Annotated in this window: 15 protein-coding genes; 9 read left to right on the top strand and 6 right to left on the bottom strand. The window is 62.2% G+C overall.

Annotated features, from left to right (window positions below):
• The first annotated feature begins 221 nt into the window (after nt 1-221).
• The 4 genes from CHC01_RS19830 to CHC01_RS19815 all read left to right on the top strand — a co-directional run bounded on the left by CHC01_RS19830 (nt 222) and on the right by CHC01_RS19815 (nt 5,710).
• Nucleotides 222-917 (top strand): Crp/Fnr family transcriptional regulator, encoded by a 696-nt coding sequence (locus CHC01_RS19830; RefSeq protein ID WP_089265960.1) that lies wholly within the window; start codon nt 222-224, stop codon nt 915-917.
• Between the two features lie 64 nt (nt 918-981).
• Nucleotides 982-1,386, top strand: coding sequence for a response regulator (locus tag CHC01_RS19825; protein ID WP_089265959.1), 405 nt, complete (start codon nt 982-984; stop codon nt 1,384-1,386).
• A 193-nt stretch (nt 1,387-1,579) separates the two neighbouring features.
• Nucleotides 1,580-3,541: a methyl-accepting chemotaxis protein gene (locus CHC01_RS19820; protein WP_089266258.1), complete on the top strand. Its 1,962-nt coding sequence runs from the start codon at nt 1,580-1,582 to the stop codon at nt 3,539-3,541.
• Nucleotides 3,542-3,631: 90 nt separating this feature from the next.
• Complete coding sequence (locus tag CHC01_RS19815) at nt 3,632-5,710, top strand: ATP-dependent helicase (protein ID WP_089265958.1); 2,079 nt, start codon at nt 3,632-3,634, stop codon at nt 5,708-5,710.
• On the opposite strand, the gene CHC01_RS19810 is transcribed toward CHC01_RS19815, so the two are convergent.
• The gene (locus CHC01_RS19810; RefSeq protein ID WP_089265957.1) at nt 5,707-6,618 is read right to left on the bottom strand and encodes a LysR family transcriptional regulator; all 912 of its coding nucleotides are present in this window, start codon (nt 6,616-6,618) and stop codon (nt 5,707-5,709) included. The two genes, CHC01_RS19815 and CHC01_RS19810, sit on opposite strands and share 4 nt — an antisense overlap.
• 128 nt (nt 6,619-6,746) lie before the next feature.
• Between CHC01_RS19810 and CHC01_RS19805 the strand changes: the two genes are divergently transcribed.
• Nucleotides 6,747-7,688 (top strand): ring-cleaving dioxygenase, encoded by a 942-nt coding sequence (locus CHC01_RS19805; RefSeq protein ID WP_089265956.1) that lies wholly within the window; start codon nt 6,747-6,749, stop codon nt 7,686-7,688.
• A complete protein-coding gene (locus tag CHC01_RS19800) occupies nt 7,685-8,323 on the top strand; it encodes an alpha/beta hydrolase (protein WP_089265955.1) in 639 nt (212 codons plus the stop codon). Before CHC01_RS19805 ends, CHC01_RS19800 begins: the two co-directional genes overlap by 4 nt.
• 174 nt (nt 8,324-8,497) lie before the next feature.
• On the opposite strand, the gene CHC01_RS19795 is transcribed toward CHC01_RS19800, so the two are convergent.
• The 3 genes from CHC01_RS19795 to CHC01_RS19785 form a co-directional block, all read right to left on the bottom strand.
• A complete protein-coding gene (locus tag CHC01_RS19795) occupies nt 8,498-10,195 on the bottom strand; it encodes a thiamine pyrophosphate-binding protein (protein ID WP_176454646.1) in 1,698 nt (565 codons plus the stop codon).
• A gap of 207 nt (nt 10,196-10,402) precedes the next feature.
• Nucleotides 10,403-10,726 (bottom strand): hypothetical protein, encoded by a 324-nt coding sequence (locus tag CHC01_RS19790; RefSeq protein WP_176454645.1) that lies wholly within the window; start codon nt 10,724-10,726, stop codon nt 10,403-10,405.
• Nucleotides 10,727-10,868: 142 nt separating this feature from the next.
• Nucleotides 10,869-11,879 (bottom strand): class 1 fructose-bisphosphatase, encoded by a 1,011-nt coding sequence (locus CHC01_RS19785; protein ID WP_089265953.1) that lies wholly within the window; start codon nt 11,877-11,879, stop codon nt 10,869-10,871.
• A 155-nt stretch (nt 11,880-12,034) separates the two neighbouring features.
• Here CHC01_RS19785 and CHC01_RS19780 point away from each other — a divergent pair, with 155 nt between their 5' ends.
• On the top strand, nt 12,035-13,009 hold the full coding sequence (locus CHC01_RS19780; protein ID WP_089265952.1) for a LysR family transcriptional regulator: 975 nt from the start codon (nt 12,035-12,037) through the stop codon (nt 13,007-13,009).
• Nucleotides 13,010-13,107: 98 nt separating this feature from the next.
• Nucleotides 13,108-13,785, top strand: a complete 678-nt coding sequence (locus tag CHC01_RS19775) for a biliverdin-producing heme oxygenase (protein ID WP_089265951.1) — start codon at nt 13,108-13,110, stop codon at nt 13,783-13,785.
• Nucleotides 13,786-13,944: 159 nt separating this feature from the next.
• Here CHC01_RS19775 and hemF read toward each other — a convergent pair whose 3' ends face one another.
• Entirely contained in the window at nt 13,945-14,838 is an 894-nt protein-coding gene (hemF, locus tag CHC01_RS19770) for an oxygen-dependent coproporphyrinogen oxidase (protein ID WP_244558435.1), read from the bottom strand.
• A gap of 190 nt (nt 14,839-15,028) precedes the next feature.
• Here hemF and hemE point away from each other — a divergent pair, with 190 nt between their 5' ends.
• Complete coding sequence (gene hemE, locus CHC01_RS19765) at nt 15,029-16,075, top strand: uroporphyrinogen decarboxylase (RefSeq protein WP_089266256.1); 1,047 nt, start codon at nt 15,029-15,031, stop codon at nt 16,073-16,075.
• A gap of 1,089 nt (nt 16,076-17,164) precedes the next feature.
• Here the strand turns inward: hemE and CHC01_RS19760 are convergent.
• Nucleotides 17,165-18,175 (bottom strand): L,D-transpeptidase family protein, encoded by a 1,011-nt coding sequence (locus CHC01_RS19760; protein WP_089265950.1) that lies wholly within the window; start codon nt 18,173-18,175, stop codon nt 17,165-17,167.
• Between the last annotated feature and the right edge of the window lie 86 nt (nt 18,176-18,261).

Genomic DNA, 18,261 nt, shown 5'->3' with positions numbered 1-18,261 from the left:
GGAAGTTGTTTCAGGGCAGTGAATCCGATGACGTAACTACGCCACCTCACGCGCCTGGTGGTATCTATGTGCACATCGGGATTGATGACCCCATCAATCCTCCCGCTCACGCATGTGCGTTTGTGATCTTTATGCCGGCAATTTAACTAGATCTGGCGGGAACAATACAACCCTGAATAGATTTACGCTGACCTGTAAAGATTGATCTCCGGAGATTCGCGATGACACGGCTAGCTGCCTTGAAGGTCCCTGCTGTAGCCGAGTTCGATGCGCCGTATTTTCTGACCTGTCCCGGCATCGGAAAGGTTACGACCGACTACAAGAAAAACCAGAACATCTTTTGTCAGGGTGAGACGGCAGATTCTGTTTGCTACATCCTGAGCGGACGTATCAAGCTCACGGTCCTGTCCGAACAAGGCAAGGAAGCTGTCGTCGGCCTGCTCGAACCCGGACAGTTCCTGGGTGAGGGTTGCCTGAATGGTCATCCGCTGCGCACCGTCACAACGACGGCGATGGAAGACTGCACGATTGTTACCATCAACAAGTCGGTGATGCTCGCCCATCTGCGCGACGAGCCGGCTTTCGCAGAATTCTTCGTCGCCTATCTTCTGTCGCGCAACAACCGCATCGAAGAAGACTTGATCGATCAGTTGTTCAATTCAAGCGAGAAGCGCCTCGCGCGCCTGTTGCTGATCCTCGCTCACTATGGCGAGGGAGGCGCCAGCCATCCCATCGATATCGACATCAGTCAGGAAATGCTGGCGGAGATGATCGGCACCACGCGGTCGCGCGTCAGCTTCTTCATGAACAAGTTTCGCAAGCTCGGCTTCGTCAGCTATGACGGACATATTCAGGTCCACAGGTCGCTGCTCGATGCGGCGTTTAACGAGAAGCCACATTTGCAACGTGGCATGTAGCGATGCGTGCGTAACCAGACAATCATGCTCCGCACTGGCGCGACGGCATCCGGGGGACCGGCAGATGGCAAGCATCCTGATCGTCGACGATGACAAGGTCATTCAGATCTTCACCAAATTGATGCTTGAGCGCGAAGGCCACCGCGTCACCTGCGCGAGCGACGGTCCGCGCGCGCGCCACATTCTCCGCAACGCCGATTTCGATCTGCTCATCATCGATATCTTCATGCCCGGGATGAACGGGCTGGAGACGATGAAGCTGGCGCATCGGTGCCGCCCGGAGATCCCGATCATCGTCATGTCAGGTCACGCGGCCTCACCGGCAGGCGTGTCCGCGCCCGATTTTCTCGCGATGTCCACCGAGCTCGGCGCCGTCTGTCGCCTCCAGAAGCCCCTCAAATCGGCGGTTCTTCTCTCGCACGTGGACCGATGCCTTGCGCCGGGGAATGGCTCGTCTCGGCTCCACTAGTATCCTCGCACATTCGATCACGACTGATGCTGGCATCGCCCGAAGCCAAATCTGCTGCGGCATAATGGAATCATGATACCAGGATACCTACACATCAGAGGTAATTAAGGGCTCCTTCACTCGGCTTCCCTATTTTCACGTGGAATTTCAGTGCCGCAGCAAAATTGCTTGCCGCGGTCCAAGGGGCATGTCGATGCAAGCACTCAATTCTATTTCAGCACGTATGATTGTCGCCATCACGCTCGTCGCTGCCGGATCGTGCGGTGCGCTCGCAGCCTTCAGCATGTGGCAGCAACAGGCGATCATCGACACAGCCCTTAGTCGCGAAGCGCATGATGACTACGCCAATCTCACGGCAGCCCTGAATGCCGAAACGCGCACGCTGCTCGCAGTTGCTGAGTCGATCGCGTCGTCACAGCCGATCAAGGACGCCATCAAGGCGAACGATCGTGCCAGTGCGCTCGCGAATCTGAAGGAGGCCCATCAGCGTATCAAGCCGCGCGGCCTCGAACTGATCACCATTCAAACACCGCCGGCCATCAGCTTCGCCCGCATCCACAATCCCGGCACCTTCGGAGACAACGTTTCCGAGCGCCGCAAGATGGTGGTGCAGGCGATGACCAGCAAGAAGTCGGTCGGCGGCATCGAGCCCGGCCGTGATGCGCTCAACGTCTTTGGCGTAGCACCGGCGATGGATGGTGATACCATTCTCGGCACGATCGATGTCGGCGCTCCGTTCGGCAAGACTTTCGTCGACACCATGAAGTCGCGTTTCGGTGTCGATGTCGGCATTCACCAGATCGACGGCCAGGCCGGCAAGACGCTGGCGTCCACCCTGAAGTCGGCTGCTCCGGGTGTCGATATGCTGCGTCGCGCGCTTGCCGGCGAAGTTGTGACCCAATATGGCGAACTCGACAACAAGCCCGTTGCCACGACCTTCGGCGCAATCAAGAGCTTTTCGGGCGACAACATCGCCGTCTTCGAAATCACCCGTGATACCAGCGGATATCACAGCCTGATGCGATCCTCGCTGAATTGGCTGGCCATCATTTCTGCCTGCGTGCTGCTGCTCGCCGGTGCCATCGCAACCTTCATGGGCCGATCGATGGCGAAGCCGATCCGCGCACTCGAAACTGCGATGCGGACCATTGCGGGCGGTAATCACACGATCGCGGTGCCGGGTGCAGGCCGCAAGGACGAGATCGGCTCGATGGCCGGGGCCGTCGAAATCTTCAAGACCGGGCTGATCGAAACCGAGCAGCTGCGCGCCGCCCAGGAAGAGCAGCGCGAGCGCGCCCAGCTTGATCGCCGCCACACCATGAGTGCTCTCGCCTCGCGCTTCGAGGGCAGCGTTGGTACCGTAGTCACCGCCGTTGGTTCGGCTGCCGGCGAACTCCGCACAACCGCGCAATCGATGGCGGCCACCGCCGAGGAATCGACCCGGCAGACCGCAGCTGTCGCGGCAGCATCCGAGGAGGCCACGCAGAGCGCTCAGGCAGTCGCCGCTGCTATCGAGGAGCTCAATGCCTCGATCAGCGAGATCGCACAGCAGGTCAACGAATCTGCCCGCGTCGCCGGCGATGCAGTATCGCAGGCCAACGTCACCAATAGCGAAGTGCAGAGCCTTGCGGAGGCCGCGCAGAAGATCGGCGACGTCGTCAAGCTGATTAGTGAGATCGCTGCGCAGACCAACCTGCTCGCACTCAATGCCACCATCGAAGCGGCCCGCGCAGGTGAAGCCGGCCGCGGCTTCGCCGTCGTCGCTTCCGAAGTGAAGGCACTGGCCACCCAGACGTCGAAGGCAACGGACGAAATCTCGGCACAGGTCGGAGCGATTCAGAGTGCCACGAAGCTCTCGGTGGGTTCGATCCAAAGCATCACCTCGACCATCGGCCGCGTCAGCGAGATCGCAAGCGCCATCGCCGCCGCCGTCGAGGAACAGGGCGCAGCCACGCTCGAAATCGCCCGCAACGTCGCCGAAGCCGCCCGCGGCACCGGCGAGGTCTCGCAAAACATTGCCGGCGTCAATGACGCCGCCCGCGAGACCGGCCTCGCCGCGTCGCGCGTGGTGGAGTCGGCCGCGGACCTGTCACGCAACGGCGATGACCTCCGCACGCAGGTCGATGTGTTCCTCCGCGAAGTGCGGGCGGCGTAATTCTTCCGGCGGCGCGCTTCGGCACGCCGCTCTTCCATTGCGAACAAAGCGGGAATCAGCGAGCGTGATTCGTCACCTCGGATACACGCCTTGCTCGCTCAAGCCTCTTATCTCGACGCCCTCAATCCAGAACAACGCCGTGCCGTCGAGCATGGCGTGTTCCCGCATGGGAACAGCATCACGTCTGCTCCGCTGTTGGTCATCGCCGGTGCCGGTTCCGGCAAGACCAACACCCTCGCCCATCGCGTGGCGCATCTGCTCGTCAACGGCGCCGATCCGCGCCGTATCCTGCTGATGACATTCTCGCGGCGCGCCGCCAGCGAGATGAGCCGCCGCGTCGAGCGCATCGCGCGCAAGGTGATGGGCGACAATGCCGGCGTCATGACCGACGCACTGTCCTGGGCCGGCACCTTTCACGGCATCGGCGCGCGGCTGCTGCGCGACTATGCCGAACAAATTGGACTCGATCCCGGTTTCACCATTCACGACCGCGAGGATTCCGCCGACCTGATGAATCTGGTCCGGCACGAACTCGGCTTCTCCAAAACCGAGACGCGCTTCCCGACAAAAGGCACATGCCTCGCGATCTATTCCCGCTGCGTGAATTCCGAGACCGAACTCGATCAGGTGCTCGGCGCATCCTATCCGTGGTGCGCGGCGTGGTCAGCCGAGCTGCGCGAGCTGTTCGCCAGCTATGTCGAAGCCAAGCAGAAGCAGAACGTGCTCGATTACGACGACCTGCTTCTGTACTGGGCGCAGATGGCGAGCGAACCGCTACTGGCTAGCGATATCGGCGGTCGCTTCGATCACGTGCTCGTGGACGAATATCAGGACACCAATCGCCTGCAATCGGCGATCCTGATGGCTTTGAAGCCCAACGGGGCGGGCCTCACCGTCGTCGGCGACGACGCGCAGTCGATCTATTCGTTTCGCGCCGCCACCGTACGCAACATTCTGGATTTCCCCGGGCAGTTCAGCCCGCCCGCGCAAATCATCACGCTCGACCGCAATTATCGATCCACGCAACCGATCCTAGCAGCGGCCAATGGCGTGATCGATCTTGCGCGCGAGCGCTTCACCAAAAATCTCTGGACCGACCGCGTCTCCTCCGCCAAGCCGCAACTCGTCACCATCCGGGACGAGACCGATCAGGCCCGCGGCATCGTTGCGCGTGTGCTCGACAATCGCGAAGGCGGCATGAAGCTGAAGGAACAGGCCGTGCTGTTCCGGACGTCGTCGCACAGCGGATCACTCGAAGTGGAGCTGACGCGGCGGAACATTCCATTCGTCAAATTCGGCGGCCTGAAATTTCTCGACGCCGCGCATGTGAAGGACATGCTGGCGCTGCTGCGTTTCGTGGAGAACCCACGTGACCGCGTCGCCGGTTTCCGGCTGATGCAATTGCTACCCGGTGTGGGACCAGCTTCCGCACAGCGCGCGCTGGATCACATGATCGCGGCACGCGATCCGATCGACGCCCTCGCTCACGCGCCGGCCCCGCCCCGCGCAGCAGCCGACTGGCGCGGCTTTGTCGAGGTCATCAGCGAGATCAAGTCACGCCGTGCGGGCTGGCCCGCCGAACTGGAACTGGCGCGGCGCTGGTATGAGCCGCATCTCGATCGCATTCACGAAGATTCGCTGACGCGCCGCGCCGATCTGATCCAGCTCGAAGCGATCGCATCAGGCTATCCGTCGCGCGAACGTTTTCTCACCGAACTCACGCTCGATCCGCCGGACGCGACCAGCGATCAGTCCGGCGTGCCGCTGCTCGACGAGGACTACCTGATCCTCTCGACCATCCATTCCGCCAAAGGGCAGGAATGGAAGTCTGTCTATGTGCTGAATGTGGTCGATGGCTGCATGCCGTCGGATTTGGGCACCGGGACATCAGCGGAGATCGAGGAAGAGCGCCGGCTGCTTTATGTGGCGATGACGCGCGCCAAGGACGATCTGCATCTGATGGTACCGCAGCGTTTCTTCACCCACGGCCAGCACGCACAAGGTGACCGCCACGTCTATGCGTCGCGCACCCGCTTCATTCCGGAAGCGCTGCTCGGCCTGTTCGAGCGCACAACCTGGCCGCAAGTGGCCGCCGCTGATCCCGCGCGCGCGGCGGCGCAGGGTGTGCGCATGGATATCAATTCCCGCATGCGTGCGATCTGGCGCTAGAGCTTCTCATCCCACTCCGGCACGCCGCTGAAGCGCGCCACCAGGAAATCGATGAACAGGCGCACCTTCACGGCGAGGTGCCGCGTCGGCGGATAGATCGCATAGAGCGTCAGCGGCGGCGCCTTATAGGCGGAGAGTACACTGCGCAACATCCCCGCACGCAACGCGTCGCCGGCAATGAAGGTGGGCAGCAGCGCGACGCCCCTGCCCTTGATCGCGGCATCGCGCAGTACTTCAGCATTGTTGACGCAGAGCGTCCAGCTCGGCTGGATCCAGTGATCGTTGCCATCCCTGCCGGTCAGCTTCCACTGATTGCCCGTGAGCAGGAAGCCATAGGTGAGCAGCGCGTGGCTGCGCAGATCCTCCGGCAGCTTCGGTGTGCCATGTCGCTTGAGATAGTCCGGCGACGCGCAAACCGCGCGATCGATGGCGACGATTTTTCGCGCGATGAGGCTGGACGATTCCAGATCCGCGATGCGCAAGGTCACGTCGAAGCCGCCCTGCATCGGATCGACCTGATCGTCCGAGAGTACGAGCTGAATTTGCAGCTCCGGACACTGCGCCATGAAATCGGCAATGGCAGGCCCGAGCTGCAGCGTGCCGAACGACATCGGCGCATTGACGCGCAGCAATCCGCGCGGCGTCGACTGCGCCTGCGCCACCGCCTGATCGGCGGCATCGAGATCGGCGAGGATGGTCAGCGCGCGCTCGAAATAGGCCTGACCGTTCTCGGTCGCGCTGGCATGGCGCGTGGTGCGGTTGAGCAATTGCACGCCGAGGTCCTGTTCGAGCTCGCCGACATATTTCGAGATCGCCGAGCGTGACAGCCGCAGCTGCCGCCCTGCTTCGGAGAAGCTGCCGAGTTCGACGACTTTGACGAAGGCGCGCAGGCTGTTGAGCTTATCCATGGGGCATTCCTGACTGTCTCCGATTCATAGACAGTCATGTCACAAATGGCCAGATTGTCTTTGAACGAGGATGACCCAATTATCCCGGCAACGGAAGACGAGACGCCTTCCCAACCAGGAGACAGACCATGTCAGGCATCCACCATGTCACCGCAATCGCCGGTAACGCCTTGCGGAATTTCGATTTTTACACCCGCGCGCTGGGCATGCGCTTCGTCAAGAAGACCGTCAATTTCGACGATCCGGGCACCTACCACTTCTACTACGGCGATGAGACCGGCAAGCCGGGCACCATCCTGACCTTTTTCCCGTGGGAACATGCAGCCCCCAGCCGCGGCGGCGTGGGCCAAACCCAGCAGACCTCGTTCCGGATCCCTGCCCGCTCGCTCGGCTACTGGACGCATCGGTTTATCGAGAAGGGCATTGCGCATGAGGCGCTCGAAAAGCGCTTCGGCGAAGCCGTGCTGCCCTTCACCGATCCGGACGGCATGAGCCTCGCTCTGGTCGGCGTTGCCGGCGCGGAGAACGAGCCCGGCTGGAGCAATGGCGACGTTCCGGCGGAGCACGCGATCCGCGGCTTCCATGGCGTGACGCTTCTGCTGGAGAAGGCCGAGAAGACCAGCGCGATCCTCACCGACGTGTTCGGCTTCAAGGAAACCGCGCGTGAAGGCTCGATCATTCGCCTGAGCACCGACAGCGTCGAAGGCGGCATTGTCGACATCTATGAGGCCGGCGGTTTCCTGCCGGGTCGTCAGGGCCGCGGCTCGGTGCATCACATCGCTTTCCGCGCCGTCGATGACGCCGATCAACAGGTGATGGCCAACAAGCTGGTGAAGACCCACGGCCAGCAGCCGACGGAGCAGAAGGACCGCAACTACTTCCGCTCGGTCTATTTCCGCGAACCCGGCGGCGTGCTGTTCGAGATCGCCACCGACATCCCCGGCTTTGCCGTGGACGAGCCCGTCGAATCCCTCGGCGAGCATCTGAAACTGCCCGCGTTTCTGGAAAAGCATCGCGGCGAGATTGAGCGCGTATTGCCGGTGCTCGACACGGAAAAGGTGGCGTCATGAGCAACAACCTGTCCCACATCCATCGCTTCGCGCCGGGCAACCGGCGCGAGGCAACGCCGCTCCTGCTGCTGCATGGCACCGGCGGTGACGAAAGCGACCTGCTCCCGCTCGGCGAGGTGATTGCGCCGGGCGCAGCACTGCTGTCGCCGCGCGGCCAGGTGCTGGAACACGGCATGCCGCGTTTCTTTCGCCGGCTCGCCGAAGGCATATTCGATGAGGACGACGTGGTCAGACGCGCCAACGAGCTCGCGGACTTCGTCACCGAAGCACGCAAGCGCTACGGGCTCAAAGCACCGATCGCGCTCGGCTATTCCAACGGCGCCAATATCGCCGCGGCGATGATGCTGTTGCGACCCGAGGCGCTGGCCGGCGGCATATTGTTGCGGGCGATGGTGCCGCTACGTGAGGCGCCTGTTGCCGATCTCGCCGGCACGCCAGCGCTGATCGTGTCGGGCCAGTCCGATCCGATCATCCCGCCAAGCAATTCGCAGCGGCTTGCAGTGATGCTGGCAAAAGCGGGTGCCGATGTGCAGCACCGCACGCTTCCGGTTGGCCATCAGCTCTCGCAGGCGGATCTGACGATTGCGAAAGAATGGTTGGGGAATGTTGAAGCAACGAATCAAGCCGCGGCATAACCTCTCCCCGCCTGCGGGGAGAGGTCGAAGGCGAGCGCAGCGGAGCCTTCGGGTGAGGGGGAGTTAGTGGTTTGCGCTTAAGTGTATCATGCGCTCCCCCTCACCCGGCTTTCACGCGCTCCGCGCGCTTCAGCCGACCTCTCCCCGCCAAGCGGGGAGAGGTAAGAAGGCCAATTACAAGTTCGCGCCGCTGAACATTTCGCTGTACCAATCCGCAATCAGCTTCGGATTGATGCGACCATCGACAATGAAGACGCCCTGCGCACCATCGGCGACCCAGGTCTTCACGGCATCGAGATCGGCGAGCGTCCGCACAACCACGCCATCGGCGCCATATCCGCGCGCGATGGCCGCAAAGTCGGTCACCGGGAATTGCGCCATGCCGGCGTTGTAGCCTTCCGGCCCGAAGTGATGCACTTCGGCACTATAGGCGCTGTCGTTATAGATGAAGATGCAGATGCGCTTCTTCAGCCGGACGGCAGTTTCAAGCTCCGCGATCGACATCAGGAAGCCGCCATCACCGACCGCGAGCACTGTCAGCCGCTCCGGCTGCGTCACTGCCGCACCGATCGCGCCGGCAAGGCCGAGGCCGATGGACTGGAACGCGATCGGAATGCACCAGCCTTTATGATCGGGCGCGGAAATATAACGCGTCACCCAGCCGACGAAATGTCCACCGTCGACAACGACGGTGCGATCCTTCGGCAGGATATCGTCCATCGCCTTGCTCAGCGTGCGCGGATCGATGTGGTCGGCAGTGCTGGTGTCGTCATAGGCCAGATTATGGTTGCCCCTGGCGGTCATCACCGCGGCAACCTCTGGCGTGCGCCAGCCGGCCTCGCTGGGCGGCGCCTTATCAAACGCCTGCAACACGGCAGTGGCCACAGCGGAGGCATCGCCTTCGAGTTCGAGATCGACCGGGCGATGCACGCCGATGCGCCCCTTCTCGACATCGATCTGCACGAGCTGGGCATAGTCCGAAATCAGCTTGCCCTTCTTCGTGGTCCACATGTTCAGCGACATGCCGAAGGCGAGGATCATGTCGCTCTGCGCGATCAGCTCAGCCGTCGCCTTCGACGAGAAGCCACCTGCCACACCCAGATTCCATGGATGACCGGAAAACATCCCGTGCGCCTGCAAAGACGTCGCCAGCAACGCGCCGAGTCTGTCGGCCAGTTGAACCAGTAACGGCTGCGCATCGGCCACGACCGCACCATGCCCCGCGAGGATCAGCGGACGTTTCGATGTCCGGATCGTTGCAACAAGTTCTTCCAGCTTCGCAGGATTGACCGTGATACGCGGCATGATCGGCAAATGCTTCTTGCCCATCGTTGCCGTGACCGACATCTCCTGCACATTGATCGGCAGGCTGAGCACGACCGGCTTGCGCTCGCGCAGAGCGACCGAGGCTGCTTTCCAGGTGTAGGCGTAAGCGCTTTGTGCATCTATGATCTGCCGCCATTCGCCGCCGACCGCGTGAACGAGTTCCGACTGATTGAAGGCAAATGCCGACTGCTTGTCGCCAAGCACCACGTCGCCTGCGAGAACGAGCAATGGCGTGTCGCTCTTGGCGGCTTCGCCGATGCCGGTGATCGCATTAGTCAAACCCGGCCCGGCCGTTACGCTGACGATGGTCAGGTCGCGCGTCAGACGCGCCGCCACATCGGCCATGCTTACCGCGCCGCCTTCGTGGCGCGCAGCAACGAATTCGACACCGAATTCGGTGAGGCCGAGCGTCACCTTGAAATTTGCGCCCCCGACGAGACCGAAGCAGCGCTTGGCGCCGATATCGGCGATCGCGCGTGCAACTTCGCGCCAGACGGTCGAATTGGCCGGGGTGTGGTCGAGAACTGCAGCGGATGAGGATGTCATGAGGTCACTTTGCACCGATCGCGATCTCCTCGACATTCAAGGATCGGGCCAAAGTAGTTTAGGTTTAAAGGGATTGCCATATGTCGATCGCGCTGGCCCAATCACGTGATCGGGAGAGCGGAACAGGCGCAAAAATGCCATCTGCGGTCATCGCAGTGGCTCACTTCGCGCAAATACGGCCTTATTTGAGGGCAGATCGACTGACGGCTATGCCCGACCGGCGATCACCATGCTGTGCAGATCGTCGGCCATCTTCGGCGCAGCTGCGTCTTCAAGCGACGATCGCAGGGCCTCGATATCGGCATCCGGCGCAGGGCGCCACCCGCAGGGGCACTGGCCGTCTTGATGGGCAGCAGCAACTTCGCGATAGGTCGAGCCGATCGCGGTGGCCAGAAGGCGCATCACCACATCGGGCGCCAGACGCGAACTGTCCAGCACGCGGCAGAACGTCGTCATGATGGCCTGATTGAGATAGGTCTGTGCCGAATTCTCGTCGGTGATATCGGAGACCTTGACCTGCTGCGGAAGCATGCGCGTATCCTTTGCGACCCCTGCGATTGTCTAGGCCGCGGTCGCGTCATGCTCAACCCGTTTCGGGACCACGGGCCTTAGAAGCCCTCAAGCCTGTCATGTTTTGAATGGATCAAAACAGGATGTGTAGTGCAGGCCCTATCTATTCTGCTGCAGCTTGCGCTTGTCCCGCGCTGACATCGAGATGCATGGTCTCGATACGTCTCACCTTGCTGATCGAACCCATGATCAACGGCACGCGCTGATGGATTGCCGTCGGCGCAAGATCGAGAATACGGGTACGGCCCGTGGTCGCGCCGCCGCCGGCCTGTTCGACGATGAAGGCCATGGGATGCGCTTCATAGACAAGACGCAGCCGGCCATCGGCATAGCCCTTGCGCGCATCGGACGGATAGAGAAACACGCCGCCCCGGATCAGGATGCGATAGGCCTCGGCGACCAAGGCTGCGATCCAGCGCATATTGAAATTCTTGCCGCGCGGGCCATCGACGCCGGCGAGGCACTCTTCGACGAAGTCGCGCACCGGCGCTTCCCAGTGGCGATGGTTGGACGCGTTGATGGCATATTCCGAGCACTCAGCCGGGATCTGCACGCGCTGGCGAATGCGCTTGTAGCTCCCAGCGGCGCGATCGAGCGTGAAGATTTCGACGCCATCACCAAGCGTGAGGACCAGCGATGTCTGCGGACCATAGACCACGAAGCCGGCAGCAATCTGCGCGCTGCCCTTCTGCGTGAACGGCACAGCGTCCTTCGACGTCGGCATGATCGAGAAGATCGTTCCGACGGTCATATTGGTTTCGATATTCGACGATCCGTCGAGCGGATCGTAGGCGATCTCCAGCAGCCCGCCGCCGTCGCGAATATCCGCCGTCTCGGCTTCCTCGGAGGCGAGCGCTGCCCACGACACCGGCTTCAGCGCGGCACGAACGATCTCGTCGGCGCGGACATCGAGATCCTTCTGCACGTCGCCATCGGCATTCTGCGCACCCTGCGCCTCGCCGGTAATTCCGGCCAGCGCACCGCAGCCGATCAGGTCGGAGATTTCGATGGAGGCCTTGGCGAAGGCATCGACCGCAGCAGCCACGGCCAGCTGCAGCGGGTCCTGTCCGGCATAGTCGGCCGTATATCGGGACAGGGGCATGTGGTCGGTCATCGCAATCTCCGCAAAATACTGGGCTTCTTCTGGCACATGGCCGTGTCCGGAAGGCCCGGGAATGGCAGAAATGGGCCATTTTGCCCACAGATATTGACCGGCTGGGCCAAATAAAGGAACTTTCGTAAAAATCAGGCGGCGAAAGTTTTCCTTATATGACGAAGCGCTTCCGCGACATCTCGATCCGCCAGCTGCGTGCACTGGCCGCCGTCGCCGCCAGCGGCAGCATTACGGCGGCAGCTTTGAAGCTGCGCCTGACACAGCCGGCTGTCACCTTGCAACTGCGCAACCTGCAAGGCCTCGCCGGCCTGCCGCTGATCCAGCGCACCGGCGACGGAATGGTCCTGACCGATGCCGGCCGCGAGGTGCTGGCGCTGTCGGAACGGATCGAGGCGGCGATGGCCGCCTGCGCGACATCGCTGGACATGATGGCCGGCAAGACCGGCGGGCGCATCTCCATCGGCGCCGTCAGCACCGCGAAATACTTCGTGCCCTTCGCAATCTCGGCCTTCGCGAAGCTCCATCCTAAGATCGAGATCTTGCTGACGGTCGGCAATCGCGAGGAGACCATCGCAGGTCTGCGTAGCTACGATCTCGATATCGCGATCATGGGCCGGCCGCCGGCCGGGATCGACATGGATGTGAACCTGATCGGCGATCATCCGCATGTGATCATCGCGCCGAGCGATCATCGCCTCGCGGGCAAGGCACGCCTCTCCATGAGCGATCTTGGAGGCGAGACTTTCCTGACGCGCGAGCCCGGCTCGGGCACGCGCGGGTTGATGGAGCAACTGTTCGAGAGCGCAGGCTTGCGCGCCACGATCGGCATGGAGATGGACAGCAACGAGACCATCAAACAGGCCGTGATGGCCGGGCTCGGCATCGCCTTCATCTCCGCGCATACGGTGGCCACCGAACTGGAGCAGCGGCGACTGGTGATGCTGGACGTGATCGGCCTGCCGATCATCCGGCAATGGTTCGTGCTCAACCGCAAGGACAAGGTGCTGCTGCCGCCGGCGCAGGCGATGCGCGCATTCCTCGCCGCACAGGGCGCGCAGTTCCTGCCTGCGACGGAAACCGGCAAATCTGCGCCGGTACGCCGCAAGTCCCGCAGCCGCGCGATGCTATAGCGACAAACCCGGCCTCACCTTGTGGCATCCAGCGAGGGTGATATGGTGTCACCAGCCCGAGCGCCAACACATCCCTTTATCAGTCATCGGAGAATTCAATGCCTGCTGCCTCGGCAGATAGCACTGCGCCCGTCAGCGTCGTGACCGCCCTTTATCTCGGCACCAAGGTGCTTCACACCGAAGCCGAGCGCTCCGGCATCATCAAGGACATGTTGCGCGGTGACGTCAGCCGCAAGGGCTATGTCTTGCTGCAACGGAACCTGCTGGCGGCCTATCAGGCGCTGGAAGCCGGACTTGAGAGCCATCGCGACACGCCTGTGCTCGCCGCACTCGCCCAGTATCGGCTCGATCGCGCATCGGCGATGCAAGCCGATCTCAATGTGCTGTGCGATGGCGATTTCTCCGCTGTGCCGATGCTGCCTGCTGGCGAAGCCTATGCCAGGCGCATCGCGGATGCCGCCAAGGGCGACGGCGAATTGCTGATTGCCCACGCATATACGCGCTATCTCGGCGATCTCTCCGGCGGTCAGATTCTCAAGCGCCTGCTCGCCAAGAAGCCCGGCCTCGCGCCGGAGGAATTGTCGTTCTACGACTTCCCGGCCTATGCCGATCTGGCGGTGCTGAAGTCGGACTATCGCAACGCGCTCGACGAAGCCGGCAAGCGCGCGACAAATCCGCAGGCGATCATCGATGAAGGCTCGGTCGCGTTCCAGCTCAACACGGATCTGTCCTGGGCCGTGCAGGGTGCGATCGAAGCGGAGCAGGTGGCTTCTTAGCCTCCCCCCGCCTGCGGGGAGAGGTCGACTTTCACATGCGAAGCATGTGGAAGACGGATGAGGGGGAGCCAGTGTTTCACTCTCTGGCTCCCCCTCATCCGTCTTGAATGACCTTCGGTCATTCAAGACACCTTCTCCCCGCAAGCGGGGAGAAGGAAATTACTTCCAGCTGACCAGCGGCGGCATCGAGCTCAGAATGTTCTCGACGTTGCCGCCGGTCTGCAGGCCGAACATCGTGCCCTTGTCGTAGAGCAGATTGAACTCGACATAGAGCCCGCGCGTTTCGAGCTGCTGCGCGCGCTCTTCCTCGGTCCAGGCTTCCTGCATCCGTGCACGCACGATGCGCGGATAGACATCGAGGAAGGCGGAGCCGACATCGCGCGTGAACGCGAAGTCCTTCTCGAAATCACCGGTGTTGAGCTGATCGAAGAAGATGCCGCCGACGCCGCGCGCCACGCCGCGATGCGGCAGGAAGAAGTAGTCGTCGGACCAGGCCTTGAACTTCTTGTAGTAAGCGGGGTCATGCGCATCGCAGGCGCCGCGCATCGCATCGTGAAACGTGATCGTATCCGGCGCATCGACCTTGCGCTGCTCCGGCAGCATCGGCGTCAGATCCGCGCCGCCGCCGAACCAGCCCACTGCCGTCGACAGGAAGCGCGTGTTCATGTGCACGGTCGGCACGCGCGGGCTGCGCGGATGCATGATCAGGCTGATGCTGCTGGAGACGTAATCGAGCTGCGATCCGCCGCCCGGCATTTGCCGCGCCATCTCCGGCGACAGCTTGCCGTTCGCGGATGACGTATGGATGCCGATTTTCTCGAACAGCCGGCCGCCCGAGAGGAAGCCGCCGACGCCGCCGCCGATGCCCGTCGCGCGGGTCCACGGCTTGTAGGTGAAGGTGGCCGGCGTGCCCGGGAACAGCGCCTGCGGCGCCTCGCGCTCCAGCGCCTCGATCTCGGCGCAGATACGGTCGCGAAGGGATTCGAACCAGACCTTGGCACGGGTGCGATTCTGTTCGATTTCTGGACTGACGATCGGGGTCATGATGTTCATGGTCTTTTCGCTCATGATGTTCGTACAGTCTATATGCCGCCTGCGGCGCGATGACACCTTGAGATGCGTCAAAACGTGAGGTGAATCGCCCGGTTTTGCGGAATTGCCGCGCCTCGCCAAGAGCGAAGCGGCGGTGTATCAGAGGCGGCAAAATCATGCCTTTCGGCACCAGTTTCCGGAACCCAAGCATTTGACCCAGTCCACGCCCCGCAAGCCGTTCCTCGATGTCCTCGCCGGCCAGCGCCAGGCGGTGCCGCCGCTCTGGATGATGCGACAGGCCGGGCGTTATCTGCCTGAATATCGCGAGGTCCGCGCGCAGGCCGGTGGTTTCCTCGATCTGTGCTTCAATCCGGATTTCGCCACCGAAGTGACGCTGCAGCCGATCCGGCGTTTCGGCTTCGATGCCGCGATCATCTTCTCGGATATTCTGGTGATCCCCTATGCGCTTGGCCGTTCCGTGCGTTTCGAGGTCGGCGAAGGCCCGCGGCTCGATCCGCTGGATACGCCCGAGAAGGTTGCGACGCTTTCGCCCGAAGCGGATTTCACCAGGCTCGAACCGGTGTTCGAAGCGCTGCGCCGCGTGCGCGCGCAGCTCGATCCCAAGATTACGCTGATCGGCTTCTGCGGTGCGCCATGGACCGTTGCGACCTACATGGTCGCTGGCAAGGGCACGCCGGATCAGGCGCCTGCGCGGATGATGGCCTATCGACATCCCGAGGCCTTCGCGAAAATCATCGACACCATCGTCGAGAACTCGATCACTTACTTGCTCAGCCAGCTCAACGCCGGCGCCGATGTGCTGCAGATCTTCGATACCTGGGCCGGCATACTGCCCGCGGCGGAATTCCAGCGCTGGTCGGTGGAGCCGACCAAGCGCATCATCGCCGGCGTGCGCGCCAAGGTGCCGAATGCGAAGATCATCGGCTTCCCGCGCGGCGCCGGCGCGCTGCTGCCGAGTTATGTCGGCGCCACCGGTGTCGATGCGGTGAGTATCGACTGGGCCGCCGAGCCGTCATTCGTGCGCGAGCGGGTGCAGAGCCACGTCGCCGTGCAGGGCAATCTCGATCCGCTGGTACTGATCGCCGGCGGCGCCGCGCTCGATCGCGCTGTCGATGACGTGCTGGCGAATTATGCCAGCGGACGCTTCATCTTCAATCTCGGCCACGGCATCCAGCCGGAAACGCCGATCGCCCATGTGGAGCAGATGGTGAAGCGGGTGCGGGATTATCGCGGATAACACCCCGCGCAACTCGTAGGATGGGTAGAGCCAACGGGTCGCGCAAAGCGCGCCCGATGATAAACTCCGCGAAACCCATCACTTTCCTAGCTTGCAATTGATGGGTTTCGCTTCGGCGCAAACGCGCCTGCGCTCTACCCATCCTACGCATCACTCTCTCGTTCGTCATGGCCGGACTTGTTCCGGCCATCCACGTCTTCTTTTGTTGCCAAGGCGTGGATACCCGGCATGCGCCGGGCATGACGGCGTTGGTTTTGGCGTTCGCGTGTCACGCTAGTTCAGATTCAACTGTCAAACAGCCACTACTCTTCAGACATGCGTCATCGCCCCCATTGTTTGCGGCGCGGGGGCGCCGTCGTCTCTCGCATTCCCTGCCCCTGTGAGAGGGCGTGCGGAACGCCGGGTGCCCGTTGCACCCTTGGGCCTGATGCGAATGCGGTCTTCCGCAGGTTAGTGTGCATCAGGACTTTCGGAGGCGTCGAGCGATTGCCCGGCGTTCCGCATGCGGTGTTTTTTCGGTTGCTTGCACTTTGCCTCGACGAACGCTCCGATCGCGAATTAAAGTCCCAAGGCGATGGGAAGGGAGCCTCAAGCGAATAGGCCGGACACGTTTTGACTTTGGTCGTCCGTCACACTGTCCAGGGGTTTGTCCATCCCAAGGCCGGCCGTCTCCTTGCCAGTGGCAGTGCTGGCGCAGATCCGTCCTGCCCGAAGACAGACGTCCCCCATGAACCGCGTGACGCCGCATCTCCGGCGTCCACCGCATCCCACCCCGCGAACGTGACGATCGCGATCGCCCCTCTCGGTGGGGCAGGACGGAGGGGAATATATACCTGACGAAGATGTTGTCAACGGGAGATAGGAAAAAATGTTTAGGTGCGGCTTGCCGCCCCACACTGTCATTCCCCGGCAAACCAATTGGTTTGCCTGAGGGCGCGAGGAGACGCCGAAGGCGGTGTATCGCGAACCTCAGCCACTCCAATTGGAGTGGCGGGGAATCCCAGCATGTTCAGCGGAAAACACTCCGGGATTCCGGGTTCGCGTGCGGCTGGCGCCGCCCACGCCCCGGAATGACGAGGAGGACGCGCACTACTTCGCCGCCTGCTTGCCGTCGACGAAGCTGACCTCCACGCCCTTCTTCACGGACGCACCGAGGCGCTCCACGTCCCAGTTGGTGAGACGCACGCAGCCGTGGGAATCGCTCTTGCTGACGCGGGAGGGATCCGACGTGCCGTGGATGCCATAACTCTTCTCCGACAGGCCGATCCACATGGCACCGACGGGATTGTTGGGGCCGCCATTGATGGTGAAGGGCTTCGACGATTCCACCCCCTTGAACTTGTATTTCGGATCGTAACGATAGACCGGGTTGGCGTGAACCGACGTCACTTTCAGTGCACCCGATGGCGTCGGCTTCTCGTCGCTGCCGACGCTGGCAGGATAGAAGGCGAGCAACGCGCCGTCCTTGGCGAAGGCCTTCACGGTCTGGCGAACCTTGTCGACCTCAAGGCGACTGACCTTGTCGGGCTTGCGATCCGAGAGCTTGACGATGGTGATGGTCTCACCGGCCTTGTCGAACTTTGCTTTGGGATTGAGCGTCTCGAGCAGATCCTGGCTCATATGGAAGCGTTCGCCGAGGGCTTCGCGAGCGCTGGTGTAGTCAAGTTTCTTGAGCGCCTTCATCTCCTCCATCTTGACTGGGAGCTTGTCGAGATATGGACCCTTCACGTCTTTCTCGGTCAGCACATAATCGGTCATGACCGGTTCGGAGGACGCGGCCTGTAACTTGGTCCAGATCTCCGGTGTCAGCACCTTGCCGGGCGGCAGGTTGTTAGCCTCGGCGAAAGCCAGCAGCGCCTTCTCCACATTGTCGCCGAACATCCCGTCGATCTCGCCCGGCGAGAAATGCGCGCGGTCGAGCAGCACCTGTAGCTTCACCGCCAGCGGGCTGAGCTTCTCGTCGGGCGGCAGCTTGCCGGTGAAATTGGCGGCGTTGATCGTCTCGGCATTGAAAGCCCTGGACGGCTTGTCGGAATCCCTGGCGAGGGCTGCGCCCTGCGCCAGCAGCGATAGTCCGACCGCGACGATGAGGCTGCGCATAGCGTCTCTTTCCGGCTGAGTGATGGATGATGCGCACCGGCGCATCTCTCCAAGACAAAGCCAAGAACCGCCTCTGGTTCCATCCT

It is taken from the genome of Tardiphaga sp. OK246, assembly GCF_900188215.1.
GTDB classification, from domain to species: Bacteria; Pseudomonadota; Alphaproteobacteria; order Rhizobiales; family Xanthobacteraceae; genus Tardiphaga; species Tardiphaga robiniae.
Note: the sequence above shows the minus strand (reverse complement) of the source record. Positions and strands in the feature narration are given on the sequence as shown.